This window comes from Dyella marensis, from assembly GCF_900112865.1.
Lineage (GTDB): Bacteria > Pseudomonadota > Gammaproteobacteria > Xanthomonadales > Rhodanobacteraceae > Dyella_D > Dyella_D marensis_A.
In genome coordinates this window covers 45,619-62,781 of record NZ_FONH01000007.1, presented here as the reverse complement: position 1 = coordinate 62,781, position 17,163 = coordinate 45,619, and the positions used below count along the sequence as shown (strand labels likewise).

The 17,163-nt window shown below is 67.5% G+C and carries 14 protein-coding genes; 6 read left to right on the top strand and 8 right to left on the bottom strand.

Going from position 1 to position 17,163, the window contains the following annotated elements; all coding sequences use genetic code 11:
- The first annotated feature begins 12 nt into the window (after positions 1-12).
- From ppk1 to BM172_RS11930, 3 genes are all read left to right on the top strand, one after another.
- On the top strand, positions 13-2,178 hold the full coding sequence (ppk1, locus tag BM172_RS11935) for a polyphosphate kinase 1 (protein WP_026633288.1): 2,166 nt from the start codon (positions 13-15) through the stop codon (positions 2,176-2,178).
- Positions 2,179-2,299: 121 nt separating this feature from the next.
- The gene (locus tag BM172_RS22535; protein WP_155964679.1) at positions 2,300-2,473 is read left to right on the top strand and encodes a hypothetical protein; all 174 of its coding nucleotides are present in this window, start codon (positions 2,300-2,302) and stop codon (positions 2,471-2,473) included.
- 129 nt (positions 2,474-2,602) lie between these two features.
- A complete protein-coding gene (locus BM172_RS11930; protein ID WP_026633289.1) occupies positions 2,603-4,171 on the top strand; it encodes a hypothetical protein in 1,569 nt (522 codons plus the stop codon).
- Between the two features lie 214 nt (positions 4,172-4,385).
- Here the strand turns inward: BM172_RS11930 and BM172_RS11925 are convergent, their stop codons facing one another.
- A complete protein-coding gene (locus tag BM172_RS11925) occupies positions 4,386-4,934 on the bottom strand; it encodes an NADPH-dependent FMN reductase (protein WP_026633290.1) in 549 nt (182 codons plus the stop codon).
- 282 nt (positions 4,935-5,216) lie between these two features.
- Here BM172_RS11925 and BM172_RS11920 point away from each other — a divergent pair, with 282 nt between their 5' ends.
- A complete protein-coding gene (locus BM172_RS11920) occupies positions 5,217-6,896 on the top strand; it encodes a sensor domain-containing diguanylate cyclase (RefSeq protein ID WP_231504093.1) in 1,680 nt (559 codons plus the stop codon).
- Between the two features lie 9 nt (positions 6,897-6,905).
- Here BM172_RS11920 and BM172_RS11915 read toward each other — a convergent pair whose 3' ends face one another.
- The 5 genes from BM172_RS11915 to BM172_RS11895 form a co-directional block, all read right to left on the bottom strand.
- Positions 6,906-7,460 carry an Ivy family c-type lysozyme inhibitor gene (locus tag BM172_RS11915; protein WP_051548291.1) on the bottom strand — a complete coding sequence of 185 codons (555 nt, stop codon included), beginning with the start codon at positions 7,458-7,460 and terminating at the stop codon, positions 6,906-6,908.
- Positions 7,461-7,682: 222 nt separating this feature from the next.
- Positions 7,683-9,950, bottom strand: a complete 2,268-nt coding sequence (locus BM172_RS11910) for a thiamine pyrophosphate-dependent enzyme (RefSeq protein WP_026633291.1) — start codon at positions 9,948-9,950, stop codon at positions 7,683-7,685.
- Positions 9,951-9,996: 46 nt separating this feature from the next.
- Entirely contained in the window at positions 9,997-10,473 is a 477-nt protein-coding gene (locus tag BM172_RS11905; RefSeq protein WP_035322191.1) for a nucleotidyltransferase family protein, read from the bottom strand.
- 8 nt (positions 10,474-10,481) lie between these two features.
- Positions 10,482-11,042 (bottom strand): GNAT family N-acetyltransferase, encoded by a 561-nt coding sequence (locus BM172_RS11900; RefSeq protein ID WP_051548292.1) that lies wholly within the window; start codon positions 11,040-11,042, stop codon positions 10,482-10,484.
- A 5-nt stretch (positions 11,043-11,047) separates the two neighbouring features.
- Positions 11,048-12,217, bottom strand: coding sequence for an acyl-CoA dehydrogenase family protein (locus BM172_RS11895; RefSeq protein ID WP_026633294.1), 1,170 nt, complete (start codon positions 12,215-12,217; stop codon positions 11,048-11,050).
- A 171-nt stretch (positions 12,218-12,388) separates the two neighbouring features.
- Between BM172_RS11895 and BM172_RS11890 the strand changes: the two genes are divergently transcribed.
- Positions 12,389-13,264, top strand: coding sequence for a DMT family transporter (locus BM172_RS11890; RefSeq protein WP_026633295.1), 876 nt, complete (start codon positions 12,389-12,391; stop codon positions 13,262-13,264).
- A gap of 3 nt (positions 13,265-13,267) precedes the next feature.
- On the opposite strand, the gene BM172_RS11885 is transcribed toward BM172_RS11890, so the two are convergent.
- Positions 13,268-14,197 (bottom strand): 5'-nucleotidase, encoded by a 930-nt coding sequence (locus BM172_RS11885; protein ID WP_026633296.1) that lies wholly within the window; start codon positions 14,195-14,197, stop codon positions 13,268-13,270.
- Positions 14,198-14,245: 48 nt separating this feature from the next.
- Positions 14,246-15,007 carry an NAD kinase gene (locus BM172_RS11880; RefSeq protein WP_026633297.1) on the bottom strand — a complete coding sequence of 254 codons (762 nt, stop codon included), beginning with the start codon at positions 15,005-15,007 and terminating at the stop codon, positions 14,246-14,248.
- A 281-nt stretch (positions 15,008-15,288) separates the two neighbouring features.
- Between BM172_RS11880 and BM172_RS11875 the strand changes: the two genes are divergently transcribed.
- Positions 15,289-16,968, top strand: coding sequence for an ESPR-type extended signal peptide-containing protein (locus tag BM172_RS11875; RefSeq protein ID WP_081804983.1), 1,680 nt, complete (start codon positions 15,289-15,291; stop codon positions 16,966-16,968).
- The last annotated feature ends 195 nt before the right edge of the window (positions 16,969-17,163 follow it).

Genomic DNA, 17,163 nt, shown 5'->3' with positions numbered 1-17,163 from the left:
AGGACCAAGAAGATGTCCAGCAGCGAAAACCGCCCCAGCGTGACGGTCGAAGAAACTCCCGCCGCGGCGGCGCCCGCCGCCGAAATCCAGGGCGGCACGCAAGACCTCAACGACAGCAGCCTGTACATCCACCGCGAGCTCTCGCAGCTGCAGTTCAACATCCGCGTGCTGGACCAGGCACTGGATGAGCGCAAGCCGATCCTCGAGCGCCTGAAGTTCCTGCTGATCTTCTCCAGCAACCTGGACGAGTTCTTCGAGATCCGCGTGGCCGGACTGAAGAGCCAGATCGCCTTCGACCACGAGATCGTCGGCCCCGACGCGATCGCGCCGCGGCGTGCGCTGACCGAGATCAGCGAGATCGCGCACAAGCAGATCGAGCGGCAATACACCATCCTCAACGAACACGTGCTGCCGGAGCTGTCCCGCCACGGCATCCGCATCGTCCGCCGCAACGAGTGGTCGCACAAACAGAAGCTGTGGGTGCGCCGCTATTTCCGCCACGAGGTGGCGCCGCTGGTCACGCCGATCGGCCTGGACCCGACCCATCCGTTCCCGCTGCTGGTCAACAAGAGCCTCAACTTCATCGTGCAGCTGGAAGGCGTCGATGCCTTCGGCCGCGATTCCGGCCTGGCCGTGGTGCCGGCACCGCGCGTGCTGCCGCGCCTGATCCGCCTGCCGGACGAAGTCTGCGAGGGCGGCGAGAACTTCGTGCTGCTGTCCTCGATCATCCACGCGCATACCGAGGAACTGTTCCCCGGCATGTCGGTGCGCGGCTGCTATCAGTTCCGCCTGACCCGCAATGCCGACCTCACCATCGATCCCGAGGACGTGGAGGATCTCGCCCGCGCGCTGCGCGGCGAGCTGTATTCGCGCCGCTTCGGCGATGCGGTGCGGCTGGAGGTGGCCGACAACTGCCCGAAGGAACTGACCGACTACCTGCTCAAGCAGTTCGGCCTCACCGCCGCCGAGATGTACGAGGTCAATGGCCCGGTCAACCTCACCCGCCTGATGGGCCTGGCCAACAAGTCGCACGCGCCGCAGCTGCTCTATCCGCCGTTCACGCCGGCGATCCCTAAGGCACTGAAGAAAGAGGAAGACCTGTTCCAGGTGGTCGGCAAGCAGGACGTGCTGCTGCTGCATCCGTTCGAATCGTTCATGCCGGTGGTCGACCTGTTGCACCAGGCCGCGAAGGATCCCAACGTGCTGGCGATCAAGCAGACGCTGTACCGCAGCGGCGCCAACTCGGAGATCGTCGACGCGCTAGTGGACGCCGCGCGCGCGGGCAAGGAAGTCACCGTGGTGGTCGAGCTGCGCGCGCGCTTCGACGAGGAATCCAACCTCACCCTCGCCTCGCGCCTGCAGCAGGCCGGCGCGATGGTGATCTATGGCGTGGTCGGCGTGAAGACGCATGCCAAGCTGATGCTGATCCAGCGCCGCGAAGGCGACGAGCTGGTGCGCTATGCGCACCTTGGCACCGGCAACTACCACACCGGCAACGCGCGCCTGTACACCGACTACAGCCTGCTTACCTCCGACCAGGCGCTGTGCGAGGACGTGCATAAACTCTTCAGCCAGCTCACCGGCATGGGCAAGGTGCTGCGCATGAAGAAGCTGCTGCATGCGCCGTTCACCCTCAAGAAGACCCTGCTGGAGCTGATCGCCCGCGAGACCGCGCATGCGCAGGCCGGCCGCGCCGCGCAGATCATCGCCAAGGTCAATGCGCTGACCGATCCGAAGGTGATCCGCGCGCTGTACAAGGCCAGCATGGCCGGGGTGAAGATCGACCTGATCGTGCGCGGCATGTGCTGCCTGCGTCCGGGCGTGCCCGGCGTGTCGCACAACATCCGCGTGCGCTCCATCGTCGACCGTTTCCTCGAGCACAGCCGCGCGTACTGGTTCGCCAACAACGGCGACGAGGAACTGTTCCTGGCCAGCGCCGACCTGATGGAACGCAATCTCGACCGGCGCGTGGAAACCGGCTTCCCGATCGAGAGCAAGAAGCTGCAGCAGCGCGTGAAGAAGGAACTGGAGCTGTACCTGGCCGACAACAGCAGCGCCTCCCTGCTGCACGCCGACGGCCACTACCATCGCCTCTCGCCCGGCGGCCAGACCGTGCGCAATGCGCAGGCGCAACTGCTGGAGCGCATCTGCGGCGTCGGCGCCAATCCCGTCGAATAAGCCTTGATGTGCAGGTCTTGTGAAGGGCCGAACGGGCGTGATGGAGTTCTGGTTTGACGCGATAACCCGGTGCTAGTCTCGGCCGGCCGCATTGTCGCGGCTCATAGCAAAGGGCATTCACATGGAACTTCAGGAACTCACCGTGCGTGAAGAAGGCGTGATTGCAGCTAACGCGTTCGGCGTGCCGATGTCCGCGCCGATGCAGAAACAGGCCCCCATGCAGAAGCACGCGCCGAAGACCATCTGGGATGGCGATATCGGCACCTTCGGCGGCCGCGGCGGCGGCGACGGTTAATCCGCCACCGCACGCGACCATCCCCGCTCGCGGGCGATGGCAAAGCCGCCCCGTCACGCGGGGCGGCTTTTTCATGGACCGATTTTTAATGGCCCCGATTTTCATGGACCCGCTTTTCATGGACCGACCATGCTCAAGGCCTCCATCGCGCTAACCGATCTTGCCTTCGATCCGCACTGGGATGGCAGCGCCGTCTGCTTCGGCGACAGCCGCATCGCCCCGTTCGCGCATCCCGCACTGGAAACCCTGCTGGTGCGCACCGACGGGCAATGGTTCATGGCCGTGCGCGAGCGCCGCGCCGATGGCGGTGCGCCGGTGCGGCGCCTGGATGTCGACGCCGCTGAGTTCGAACAGCGCCACCGCGAATGCCTGCTGTGGCCGCTCGATTACCTGATGGTGGAGGCGGCGCAGGCGGGCTGTCGCGTGAAAATACGCGCGGGCGTGTTCGGCGTCTTGCCGGTCTACGCGCGTACTGGCGATGATCGGCTGGAGCTGTCGTGGGATGCCGGCGACCTGACCCGCGTGCCGACGGCTCTCGATATCGAGATCGCCAGCCATCGCCTCGCGCTGCACACGATGTATTCGGCGCGCCAGCTTGCGGTGGGCATCGTGATGCTGACCGAGCGCGCCTCGCTGTCGTTGGAACCCGGCAAGGCCAGCCATCACTATCCCCCACCCGCATCGGACACGCAGCCCGCACCGCCGCGCGCAGCGGATGCGTGGCTGGCGGAATTCGCCGCCCACCTGCGCGAGGCGATCGATGCACGTCCCTTCATCGCGGACCGCGCGGCAATCGAACTCAGCGGCGGCATGGACTCCGCCACCGTCGCCTGCGGACTCGCCGCGATCAAGCGCCCGCACGCCAGCCTCGGCATCCTGCTCGAGGGCGAGACGCGAGTGCCGCAGTTGCGCCGGCGCGGCGCTATCGTGGAGCGGCTCGGCCTGCACGACCACAACGTGGAAATCGCCGCCCTGCCGCCCAGCCTCGACCTGCGTCCGGTGCCTGGACGGCCGCTGGGCTTCAACCAGGAGTACTACCTCGAAGCCTGCGCCGCGCTGTGGGACCAGGCCGCGGCGCTGGGCTGCGACCGGCTCTATACCGGCGTCGGCGGCGACGAACTGTTCCCCGATTACCGGCACGAACTGTCGAGCGAGGGCGAAGCCTTCGATGTCCAGCGCGAGCGCGCCCATCGGACGGCGGTGGACCGGCTGCTGACGCCACGCGCGCGCGAAGCCGCCCGCAGCCTGCATTGCTTCGGCGCGCCGGCCAGCCCGGTGCCGGCGACGTCGCTGGCCGCGCAGGCGTGCCGCGCGGCGGATATCGCGCGGCGCGGCTTGTGGCCGGTCAATCCGCTGAGCGATCCCTACCTGGTCCGGTTCTGCCATCAGCTGCCGGTGGAGCAGCGCCGCGGGCGTGCGCTGATGCAGCGGTATCTGCAGGCGAAGCTGGGAGAGGACACGTTTCCCGCGGGTTACCGGAAGGAGACGTTCGAGCAGGTGTTTCCGGATTTGATCGCCGCGAACGCGGCGATGCTGGCCGGGCAGTTGCGCGAATGCGCGCTGGCCGACCTGGGCTTGGTCGATGTGCGTGGCGTTATGGATTTGCTCGATGCGGTGGCGACGCGGCGCGAGCGTGTGCCGACGGCGGTGCTGGTGTCGTTTCTGTGGTTGGAGCGCCTGGCCAGGCAGTTGGGCTGACGTAGGTTGGGGTGAGCCGGCGGCGAACCCCAACGGACCTCACACGCGGTCGCCTCATGCGTCATCCCGGCGCAGGCCGGGATCCAGTGGCGAATACCTGTCGCCAGTGCGAATCGCTATCCATCGCCCGAACGCATCGCGACCATCGGGCGTGATCGTTACTGGATCCCGGCCTGCGCCGGGATGACGTTCCAGTCGAATGGCCGAACCAGTTTCAGCGAAAGCGCTTCACCCACTCCACGTACTTATCCACGAACCCCTGCAAGAACTTCCGCGTATCGTCGTTCGAGATCTTCCCATCCCCATCGATCAACCCGTCCTTGAACGCAATGAACACCTCCGGCTGTGCCAGCACCGGCACGTCCACATAGGTCAGCACATTGCGCAGGTGCTGCTGCGAGAGCGCCGAGCCGGTCGCGCCGATCGACGCGCCGATCGCCGCACCGGGCTTGCCCGCGAAGGAATTGGTCCCCCACGGCCGCGACGCGATATCGATCGCGTTCTTCAGCACGCCGGGAATCGAACGGTTGTACTCGGGCGTGACGAACAGCAGCGCGTCGGCCGCCTCGACCGACTGCTTGAGCTGCCGGCACGCGGCCGGATAGTCGCCGTCGAAATCCTGGTTGTAGAGCGGCAGGCCGGCGATCGGCACGTGCTCGAACGAAAAATCCTTCGGTGCCAGCCGCTCCACCGCAAGGGCGAGCTTGCGGTTGATCGAGTCCTGGCGAAGGCTGCCCACGAATACGGCGACCTTGATGCTCATCTGCGGTGCTCCGTCGGGGAAAGGGGTGTTCAAGCTTGCGGAGCCGCGGTCAAGGCAAGGTGACGCCATGGCCTTCACGGGGCATGGCACGCTCCCTGCTTTCCTTCCTAGGCCATTCGACCGAATGGGTCTGCCGCGGCAAGTCGGCCAGAATCCAAGGCCAAACCGCACGGCAGCGCCGGGCCAGGATGGCCGCGGACGCCGGGCGGGCCGGCAGGGGGTACCGTGGTCGCAGGCTGGATACCAGGAACGCACAGGTGGTGGCGGCTGCTCGTCCTCGGCTTGCTGCTGTTCCTGCCGTGGCGCGCCATGCCGCAGTCCGCGGGGCAGTTGGAGGCGGCGTGGACCGCGGCGCGTCCCGGCGACACCCCGGCCGGCGTGCTGGCCGCGTTCGACCGCGGCGAGCTGCACGCGTTCGATCCCGCCTCGATGACGCGCATCCTCGATCCCGGCCAGGCCGCCTGGGTGGTGCTGCGCCCTTTGCCGTCGCCACTGGCCGAGGAGCGCGCACTCACCATCGAGCCGCCGCCGCTGACGCCGGTGACGCTGTACGAACGCGGTGAATCGCCGCGCCGGCTGGCCCTGGACGATTTCGACGCCCCCTTGCACGGGCATGGCCGGCTGGCCTGGCGCATTCCCGCCGAGGCCGCGCCGTCGGCGCCGATCCTGCTGCGCTTCGAGGCGGATGCCGCCGGCACCGCGCCGCTGCGCTTCGAACTGCGCCCCTGGAGCGATTACCTGCGCGCCGATGCGAGCTGGCTGATGTTCTCCAGCGCCTGCTTCGCGGTGATGCTGGCGATGGCCGCGTTCGCGCTGTGCCTGGCGCTGATGCTGCGCGACGCCACCTTCGCCTGGTACGCCGGCTACGTGTTCTGCTATGGCGCGATCCAGGGCATCCACACCGGCTATGTGTTCCATCCGATGGAGTGGGCCTGGCTGGCCGGCACCGCGCAGTTGGCCGCACCCAGCGCGGCGCTGCTGTCGCTGGCCTTCGCCGCGGTGTTCGTCGCGCGCTTCTGCGATCTGCAGCGTTTCGCCCCGGCCCTGCACGCGGCGACGCTCGCGCTCGCGCTGGGCGCGCCGCCGCTGGTGCTGATGCGCAGCAGCCATGTCGACGCGCTGATCGCGCCGGCGCGCGCGCTGCACTACCCGATGCTGCTGATCGGCGCCGTACTGCTGCTGTGCGCAGGCGTGGTCGCTGCCGTGCGCGGTTCGCGCAGCGCGCGCTATTTCCTGCTCGGCTTCACGCCGCTGCTGGCGCTGACCGTGCTGGACAGCGCGCAGGCCAACGGCGCCCTGCCCGGCATGGACTGGCTGGACGATGCCGCGCTCGCGGCCGGCGCGGTGCAGGCCATCGTGCTCTCGCTGGGCCTGGCCGACCGTGCGCTGGCGATGCGCCACGACACCGACGTGGTGCGCGAACTGGCCGACGTGGACGCGCTCACCCGCGTGCTCAACCGCCGCGCGCTCGGCGAGAACCTGCAGGCGGCGATGGCCTGCCACGGCGAGCCGATCGCCCTGCTGTTCCTGGACCTGGATTGCTTCAAGACGCTCAACGACAGCCTGGGCCACCAGGCCGGCGACGCCGCGCTGGCGGCAGTGGCCGCAGCGCTGAGCCATGAACTGCGCCCGCAGGATCTGCTGGGACGCCACGGCGGCGAGGAATTCCTCGCCGTGCTGCGCGGGGCGGAACTGCCGCAGGCGATCCACGTCGCCACGCGCCTGTGCCGGCGCGTGCACCGGCTGGAAATTCCCGTGGACGGTCGACAGCAGTTGCTGACGGTCAGCATCGGCGTGACCATGCGCCGCTCCGACGACACGGTGGAAACACTGATCGAGCGCGCCGACCACGCGATGTATCGCGCCAAGCTGGAAGGACGCAATCGCGTACGGGTGGACGAGAAGCTGGTGTGCCGCGCGCGCGAACGCACGGCGGTGCGTTCGGTGCGGGAAGAATCGTAAAGCGCCGCGTTATTCCGGGTAATAGAGCTTCTTTTTCAGCGCATCTTTCAGCTTGTCGTCCGGCTCGCCCAGCCAGCTCAGCTGATCGTTGCTGTCATCGCTGACGTCGGTCGGCGCTTCGCCCTGGCGCCGCGCGAACACGCCCCACATCGAATGGGTCTTCTCGTCGTACAGCAGCACGATGCGCTCGGTGGGGCAGTCGTGCGGCTTGCAGCCGGCGGCTTCGAGCAAGCTCTTGCCGTCCGCCGTGACTTTCTGCGCCGGCGTGGAAGTACCTCCTTGATGTGTCCACTCGGGCAGCTCCTTGGCGCCGCTCAGCGCATGGAAAGCGGCGGCGAAATCCGACTGCTGCAACAGGTCGAACAGATAAGGGCCAGCGGCGACCGAAGCGGCCGCGGCCGCGCTGCTGTCGGGCGCGGGAGCGTCATTGCTCGCCGCGGCGGTGGCGGTGGTGGATATCGCAGGGGTCTGCGCCGAGGTCACCGGATTGTCCGTGTCGTCCTGCGTGCACGCGGCGACGGCGAGGACCGCGGCGATCACGAGCGCGTGAACGGCATGTTTCATGGTTGTTTTCCTTCTTCGTTATCCGATCGAAGGACTTCGACCATACGGCGCGAGGGCTGAATCGCCACCCTTGTTGTGCCATGCCGTGAGCTGGATCACGCGATAGCGCACATCTGCGTAGGTCGAGTGGTCGAAGACGAACGCCAACATCGCCATCTTCACGCGTGACGCCATGTTGGGGTTCGCCTGGGGCTCACCCCAACCTACGCTGCGCGGTGTGCGTTACAGCATGCGTTCGGCTGCGGCGACGATCTCCGCCTCGCCAGGCAACACCAGCAAGGCCGCACCGGCCAGTGGCGTGTACGTATCGGCGCCCACCACGCGCTGCAGCGGCGTCGCGCCGCAGCCTCCTTCGACGATGGCGGTGATGATGCCCTCGCCCACGCCGGCGCTGCGGCGGCCCTCGTCGAGCACCAGGATGCGCCTGGCGTTGCGCGCCTGCCCGGCGATGAACTTGTCGTTGAGCGGCGCCAGCCAGCGCAGATCCACCACGCGCGTACGCCAGCCGTGCTTCTTTTCGATCTCGCGCGCGGCGCGCAGCGCCATCGGCACGCCGTTGCCGAAGGTGAACACCACCAGGTCGTCGGCATCTTGTTCGTATACGCGACCCTCGCCCAGCGGCAGCGCCTCGCCCGGCGCGGGATAGGCGAACTGCCACTGGCCGTCGCCGGCTTCGTACAGGTCCTTGGTCATGTACAGCGCGATCGGCTCCAGGAAGGCGCATACGCGTCCGTCCACCTTGGCCAGCGCCATCAGCGTGCGCAGCATCGCCGCCGCATCGTCGCCGCGGCTGGGGCAGCCGACCACCAGGCCGGGGATATCGCGCAGCGCGGCGATCGAGTTGTCGTTGTGGAAGTGGCCGCCGAAGCCCTTCTGGTAACCCAGCGCGGCCACGCGCATCACCAGCGGGTTGCGGTACTGGTCGTTGGAGAAGAACTGCAGGCTGCAGGCCTCGCCGCGGATCTGGTCGCAGGCATTGTGGAAATACGCCAGGTACTGGATTTCCGGCATGGGCAGCATGCCCATGTTGGCGTAGCCCTGGGCCAGGCCGAGGATCACCGTCTCGTCCAGCAGCGTGTTGAACACGCGATTGCCCTTGAAGGTCTTGAACAGGCCCTTGGTGACGGTATACACACCGCCCTTCAGCGCCACGTCCTCGCCGAACAGCAGCGACTCGGGATACTTGGCCATCACCTCGTGCAGCGCCTGGCCGATCTGGATCGCCAGGTGGCGCGGCGCCTGCTTCTCCGGCAGCTTGTCCTCGCCGCCGAACACCTCGGCGCGGCGCGCGGCGTAGTCGGCGCGCTCGGCTTCGGCCTTCACCGCGGCCGGCGTGTACGGCGCCAGCGGCTTCATCACCTCGGCCAGGGTGCCCAGGCGCGGGCGGCGGTCGGCTTCCTCGGCGGCGGCGAAGCACTGCTTGCGGGTGGCTTCGTACAGCGCCAGCAGCGATTCGCGCGTGTACAGGCCGGAGGCCAGGGCGATCTCCGCCGAGCGCAGCAGCGGATCGGTCGCTTCCAGCGCGAACAGTTCGTCCACGCTGCGCCACTCGATCTCGAAATCGGTGCCGGCATGGCCCATCACGCGCGTGGTGCGCAGATGCAGGAAGGTCGGGCGGCGCGTGCGGCGGCAGTGCTCCACCGCTTCACGCACCTGGCCGTAGCCTTCGGCGAGATCCAGGCCGTCGGCGTGGAAATAATCGAGATCGGGACGCTGCCGGAAATTATTGGCGATCCAGCCGCTGGGCGTCTTCACCGAGATGCCGATGCCGTTGTCCTCGCATACGAACAGCACCGGCGCCGGCAGCTTCTGGTAGGCCGTCCACGCCGCCGCGTTGAACGCGGTCTGCGCCGTGGCGTGATTGGACGAAGCGTCGCCGAACGAGCAGATCGCGATGCTGTCCTGCGGCACCGGCAGCGGGTGGCCGATGCGGCGCGCCTGCTCGATCGCCACCGCGGTGCCGAACGCTTTCGGCAGATGCGAGGCGATGGTCGACGTCTGCGGCAGTACCCACAGCGGCTTGCTGCCCCACACCTTGTGTCGGCCGCCGGAGGCGGGATCTTCCATGCTGGCGGCGAAGGACAGCGCCGAATCCATCACCGGATCCATGCCCGGCAGCTTGCGGAAGCGCTCGGCCATGAAGCCGCCGGAACGGTAGTGCAGGAAGGCCGGATCGGTATGGCGGGTGAGCCGCGCCACCATCGCATTGCCTTCGTGGCCGCTGGAGCCGATGGTGTAGAACACCTTGTTCTGCACGCGCAGCACGCGCGCCATCAAGTCCAGATGGCGCGAGATCAACTGGGATTCGAGCAGATCGCGAAAGCCTTGCGCATCCAGCGCGCTGCCCGGCAGCACGGCCTCGCCGTCGCGCGGCGCGGCCCGCGCATGGCCCTGCCACAGCTGTACGAACTCGATGAAGTTCTGGTCGACGATCTCGGCGCGGTTGAAGCCTTTGTGGCGGGCACTCAGGGAGAACGGAAGCGCGGTCATGGCGTGGTCGATCCGGTCGGAGAAGAAAGGGAATGGGTGGGCAATATCAAGCGGCGCCGGCGCCGTCCAGCGCGCGCAGCAGCGCAGCGCGGTGCAGGTCTTTCGGGCGGCCGAAGCGTTCCAGGATGCGGATCTGTTCGGGCACGCTCGGGATGGGGACGTCCAGGCCGGCGACGCGTACGAGCAATACCTCGTTCACCGTCACCGGTTCCCAGCCGTATCCGTCGTTGAGCTCCAGCGCGCCCATCGCCTCCACCGGCATGGCGTCGAAGCGGAAGCGTGCGAAGGTCGAGCGGAAGCGTTCGGCGGCGGCGGGTTCATAGGCCGTATCGAGGCGATCGCGCCAAGCCTGGGCCAGGCGCGTGGCGTCGGCGGCGCTGGTCAGCACGTCCAGGTCGGCCACGCTGACCTCCGCGCCGGCCAGGCAGGCCGCGGCGCTGCCGATCAGCTGCCAGGGATCGCGGCAATGCCTGTGCAACTCCGGCACGGCCTCGGCGATGACCTGCTCCAATGCGTCGCGCATGCGGCTCCTCAGGCGCGCCGGCGGCGACGCCACTCCTCGCGGGTCTGGCCCCAGATCTCGATCGGCACGTCCTGGAACGGCTCCGGCAGGCGGCCCGGGCCGCGGTTGCGCGAGCCCAGCCGGACGGCCAGCGCCTGCGAGGCGGTGTTGTCGCGGTCGATGCTGTGGATCACGTCGGTCCAGCCCAGGCGGTCGAAGGCCCAGTCCATCGCGGCGGTCGCGCCTTCCAGCGCATAGCCCCTGCCCCACGCTTCCCGCGCCAGGCCCCAGCCCACTTCGGGACCGGGCCAGCCCTCCGGCTGCCAGGGGCCGAGCCGGCCGATCCAGCGGCCGCTGGCCTTCTCGATCAGCGAGAACATGCCGTAGCCCTGGATCGACCACGCGCCGACCATGGTGAGGAAGCCGCGCCAGGCCACCGCGCGCGGCTGCTGCCCGCCGATGTAGCGGGCCGATTCCGCGTCGGCCATGTTGGCCGCCCAGCCGTCGAAATCCTCCGCCCGCGGCGGACGCAGCAGCAGGCGCGCGGTCTCGATGCGCAGGTCGACCCAGCTGGTATCCGGCGCCCCCATCGGCGTCAGAACGCGTTGATGCCGGTCAGCTCGCGGCCCACCACCAGCTGGTGCACGGTTTCCGTGCCCTCGTAGGTGATCACCGACTCCAGGTTCAGCGCGTGGCGGATCGCCACGTGCTCGGTAGTGATGCCGGCGCCGCCGAGGATGTCGCGGCATTCGCGCGCGATGTCGATGGCGATGCGGCAGTTGTTCCACTTCGCCAGCGAGACCTGGGTCGGCTGCATGTTGCCGGCGTCCTTCAGGCGGCCCAGCTGCAGCGAGAGCAGCTGCGCCATGGTGATGCGCCGGGCCATCTCGGCCAGCTTGAGCTGGATCGCCTGGTTGGAGGCCAGCGGGCGGCCGAACAGCACGCGCTCCTGGGTGTAGTCCAGCACTTCCTTGAGACAGGCCTGGGCGGCGCCGATCGGGCCCCAGGTGATGCCGTAGCGGGCCTGGGTGAGGCAGCCGAGCGGACCCTTCAGGCCCTTCACGTTGGGCAGGCGGTTGGCTTCGGGCACGCGCACGCTGTCGAAGAACAGCGCCGAGGTGACCGAGGCGCGCAGGCTCATCTTCTTGTGCACTTCCTGCGCGGTGAAACCCTGGCTGTCGGTCGGCACGATGAAGCCCTGAATGCCGTCCTCGGTCTGCGCCCACACGATGGCGATATGCGCGAGGTTGCCGTTGGTGATCCACATCTTGGCGCCGTTGATGATCCAGTCGCCGCCATCCTTCCTGGCATTCGTCTTCATGTTGGCCGGGTCCGAGCCGCCATGCGGCTCGGTCAGGCCGAAGCAGCCGATGATCTCGCCGGCGGCCATCTTCGGCAGGTAGTGCAGCTTCTGCTCCTCGGTGCCGTAGGCGTAGATCGGATACATGCACAGCGAGCTCTGCACCGAGGCGAAGCTGCGCAGGCCCGAATCGCCGCGCTCCAGCTCCTGGCAGATCAGGCCGTAGCTGACGCCGTTCATGCCGGCGCAGCCGTATTGCTCCGGAAGGGTGGCGCCGAGCAGGCCCAGGCCGGCGATCTCCGGGATCAGTTCCTTGGGGAAACGCCCTTGATCGAACGCATCGCCGATGATCGGCAGCACCCGTTCATCGACGAAACGGCCCACGGTGTCTTGCACCATGCGCTCCTCGTCGGTGAGCAGCGAGCGGACGTCGTACAGGTCGAGCGGATTCAGGCGGGCGGACATGCGGATGTTCCGTGCGGTCGGTGGGAAGCCCCTGATTCTAGCGGGGCGCGTCCATCGGGGTCATGACGAGGTGCAGCACCGGAAGCCCCTCCCGCGGCGGCCTTGCGGGTGTCATTCATCCTGCCGGCTGTGGGACCATGGGCCGCTCCCGCCGCAAATCCCCGATCCCCCATGTTCAAAGGCGTCCTCCTGGGCTTCGCCTGCTACGCGGCCTACGCGATCAGCGATGCCTTCGTGAAATCCCTGCACGGCAGCCTGCCGGCCTACGAGGCGGTGTTCTTCGGCGCCGTGCTGATGCTCAGCGCCCTACCCTTCATCCGGCGGCCGGGGGACCGCTGGATCGAGGTGTTCCAGGCACGCAAGCCGTCACTGTGGTGGATCCGGGCGATTTCCGGCGCGATCTGCAATATCGCCGCGGTGATCGCCTTCACCGCGCTGCCGATGGCCGAGGCCTTCGCGCTGATCTTCCTGCTGCCGATCTTCGTGACCCTGCTGTCGGTGCTGTTCCTGAAGGAGCACGTGGGCTGGCGGCGCTGGTCGGCGGTGGTGGCCGGTTTTCTCGGCGTGCTGGTGGTGCTGCGGCCGGGGTTTCGCGCGCTGGGCGTCGGGCATCTGGCGGCGATGGTGTGCGGGCTGTCCGGCGCGGTGTCGGTGGTCGCCCTGCGCATGGCCGGCGCGCATGAGAAGCGCATCAGCCTCTACGGTGCCGGAGTGATCGGCCCGCTGGTAGCCGGCGGGTTGCTGATGCTGCCCGATTTCATCTGGCCCGATGCCCGCCAATGGGCGCTGCTGGCCGGCTATGGCCTGCTCGCCGGATTCGCCGGCGTGCTGCTGATGCTGGCCACCCAGCACGCGCCGGCCAACCGCGTGGCGCCCGCCCAGTACAGCCAGATGCTGTGGGCGATCGGTTTCGGCTACTGGCTGTTCGGCGACCGGCTGGACTGGCCGATGCTGATCGGCATCGCGCTGATCCTGGGCTCGGGGCTGTTCACCCTGATGCGCGAGGGCCAAGTGACGCCGTGGTGGCGGCGCACCAGGCTGGTCTAGCGCTCAGCTGTTGCTGACCCCGTGCGGCACATGCCCGGCGGCCACGTACTTGCGCGCGGACTCCACATTGGCCGGCGAATCGTCGAAGAAAATGTCGGCGCCGAACGCTTCCAGGAACGGCCCCTTGTCGCGCCCGCCCAGGAACAGCGCCTCATCGATGCGCACGCCCCAGCGGCGCAGGGTGAGGATCACCCGCTTGTGCGCGGGCGCCGAGCGCGCGGTGACCAGGGCCGTGCGAATCGGCGAGGTCTCGGCCGGGAACGCCGCCTGCAGCCGGTGCACCGCGGTGAGAAAACCGCGGAACGGCCCGACCGACAGCGACTCCTCCGCCCGCTCGCGCTCGTTGCGATGAAACGCCTCCAGCCCTTCCTCGCGCGAAACGCGCTCGCCTTCGTCGCCGAACAGCACCGCGTCGCCGTCGAAGGCGATGCGCAGCTGCTCGGTCGCGCGCGGCGGCGCCACCGACGGCAGGATGGTGGCGGCGGCCACGCCGGCGGCGAGCGCGCGGCCCACGTCCTCGGCGTTGGCGGACAGGAACAGGTCGGTCTTGAACGGCGCGATGTAGTCGGAAGTCGGCGCGCCGCTGGTAAAGGCCGCGCGGCTGATATCCAGGCCGTAGTGCTGGATCGCATTGAAGATGCGCAACCCCGTGTCGCCGGAATTGCGCGACAGCAGGATCACCTCCACCGGCGGCACATCGCCGGCCAGCTTGTTCAGGCCCAGCAGCTTCTGCACCAGCGGGAAGGCCACGCCGGGCTTGAGGATCTCGTTCTCGTGATCGATCTGGAAGGCGCGGTAGGCATCCAGTCCGTCGCGCTCGAACAGCGCGTGGCTGTCACCCAGGTCGAACAGTGCGCGCGAGGAAATCGCCACCACCAGGCGGTTGTCGCCGGCCGAGGCGGGATCGTGGGCGTCGTGCAGCGTGGTGGTCATGGCGTGGCCGTGCGGGCGAATAGCGGAATCTAGCATTCCCCAGGGTGCTCAGTCCGGCGCGAACTGCTCGTCGAGGATGCGCTGCTCCAGATTGTGCTCCGGATCGAACAGCAGGCGCACGCCCGGCCCTCCCGACTGCTTCACCGTCACCTCGCGCACGTCGCGCACTTCATGGAAGTCCGCGGTGGCGCTGACCGGCCGCTTGTTCGGATCGAGCACGCGCAGGCTGACCTGGGTGCGATGCGGCAGGATCGCACCGCGCCAGCGGCGCGGGCGGAACGGGCTGATCGGGGTGAGCGCCAGCACGTTGGCATCCAGCGGCAGGATCGGCCCATGCGCGGAAAGGTTGTACGCGGTGGAACCGGCCGGCGTGGAGACCAGGATGCCGTCGCAGACCAGCGCGTCGAGCTTAACCGTTTCGTTGAGCTTGATCTCCAGGTGCGCGGCCTGGTTGCTCTGGCGCAGCAGCGACACTTCGTTGAAGGCCAGCGCGTGGTGCTTCTCGCCCTTGGCGCAAACCACGTCCATCTCCAGCGGATACAGCACCGCGGCATGCGCGCGGGCGATGCGCCCGGGCAGATCGTCGATGCGATGCTTGTTCATCAGGAAGCCGACGCGGCCGAGCTTCATGCCATAGACCGGAATGGCCAGCGGCAGATGCGCATGCAAGGTGCGCAGCATAAAGCCATCACCCCCTAAGGCCACGATCGCCTGTGCCTGCTCCGGCGGCACCTCCCCGTAACGCTCCACCAGTTTGCGCCGGGCCTGCTGGGCGACCGAGGTTTCGCTGGCGACGAAGGCGTAGGCCATGGGGGCTTGGTGGCGGCGGATGGGCGGCCAGTTGAGCGTAGATGGACGGTGGGTGCAAGGGTTGGCTGGATCGGCCGCCAGCGCCAGTCCGTGGACACCCTGCCCCAGCCGACACTGGCATCTCTGGTTTTTTCCGGTTCATCGCATCTCAGTCGATTCCTACGATGCGCATCCCTCTCCGCACCTCGTGTGTGCGAGATCCCCCGATGCCACCTATCGCCAAGCCTGGCGATAAGCGTTGGCGTGTGCACGCACATTCAAATCAAGTGGAGATGCTTTAAGTGAATACGATTTACAGAATCGTCCGGAATACCTCTACCGGAAAGTGGGTAGTGACTTCGGAATTGGCTAAGGGAAGCAAAAAGAAGGCTGTCGCCATTGCAACCGTCTTGCTCATGATGAGTGGCGGATTCGCTACGCCCGCATTTGCTGGACAGCTAATTGTCAATGACGGAGTTGATGGCGGATGTGCACAGCACGTAGAAGGCGCGCCCGTTCAGATAACTGATGCTCTATGCAATGTGTCGAGCATTGGTGGCCTAAGCTCAAGCCCCGTCGGCACCCTTGTATTGAACGGCTACGGTGGCTTTCTGAAAGGCAATCTTACGATCGATGGCGTCTTCGACCTGAACTCGCACAAGATCACTTCGCTCTCGGCCGGCACAGCTTCCACCGATGCCGTGAACGTCGGTCAGTTATCACCATTGGTGAATTCGCTAGGCGGTGGCGCCAAGATCGACCCCACGACCGGTGCGGTTACTGGCCCCACCTATAACCTCACCAATGGCGGCACGCAAACCACAGTCGGCGGCGCGCTGACGGCGCTGGACAACGCCCTGACCACGGCCAACACCAATATCAGCACCAACGCCACCAATATCAGCTCGCTGCAAACCAAGGTCGATAACGGCTCCGTGGGCTTGGTGAAGCAGGATGCCACCACCCAGGCCATCACCGTGGCCAGCGCCACCGGCGGTACCAGCATCAACTTCGCTGGCACTGCTGGCGGCCGCGTGCTGAGCGGTGTGGCCAATGGTGTCGCCGACAGCGATGCGGTGACCATTGCGCAGTTGAAGGCAGCAGGCCTGATCAGCCCAACCGGCAAGCCGTTGCTGTCGCTTGTGTACGACGACCTCACCATGGGCAGCGCCATGCTCGGTGGCACCAAGGGCACCGTGCTGCGCAATCTCGCCAACGGTTCGATCGCTCACGGAAGCATGGAAGCGATCAACGGCGGCCAGCTGTTCGATTTCCAGCAGGACGTGCAGAACCAGCTCAATGCGCTGAACAACCAGGTGAACCAGATTACGCAGGGCCTCAATGACGGCTCGCTGGGCGGCGCTGGCGGCGCGGGCACCGGTACCAACAGCGCGGCCCTGGGCGAAGGCGCCAACGCCTCCGGCAGCGGCAGCACCGCCAGCGGCGCCAACTCGGTCGCCTCCGGCAACAACAGCACCGCCAACGGCAGCGGCGCGCAGGCCACCGGCAACAACAGCACCGCGCTGGGCTCCAACGCCACGGCCAGCGCCAACAACTCCGTGGCACTGGGTGGCGGTTCGGTGGCCGATCGCGACAACACCGTGTCGGTCGGTTCGGTCGGCGCCGAGCGCCAGATCACCAACGTCGCTGCGGGTACCGAGCGCACCGATGCGGCCAACTGGGGCCAGGTGCAGGATGCGGTGCAGGGGGCGAAGGACTGGGCCAGCCGCAAGTTCGAACAGGTCGACGGCCGTATCGATCGCATGGGCGCGATGAGCGCCGCCTATTCGCAGATGGCCTTCAGTGCGCAAGGTGTGAATACGCCCAACCGCGTTGGCGTTGGCGTCGGCATGCAGGGCGGCAAGTCGGCGGTGGCAGTGGGTGTCTCGCACCAGTTCTCGCCGAACTTCAACGTGTCCTTCGGCGGCTCGGCGTCCGGCAAGGAGGCGTCGGTGGGCGCGGGCATGGCGTTCGGCTGGTAAGCCATCGGCAAGCGGTACTGCAGCAGGCCGGCATCTTCGGGTGCCGGCTTTTTCATTGCGCATGAAAAAAGCTCCCGCGTTACCGTGGGAGCTTTTTTGTCAAACGGACGGCGCAGGCTGGAGTGAGCGCAGCGACTGCGAAGGCAGGATGCCATAGCGAACATCCGCGCAGCGGATGGCCCGAAGGGCGGGCTG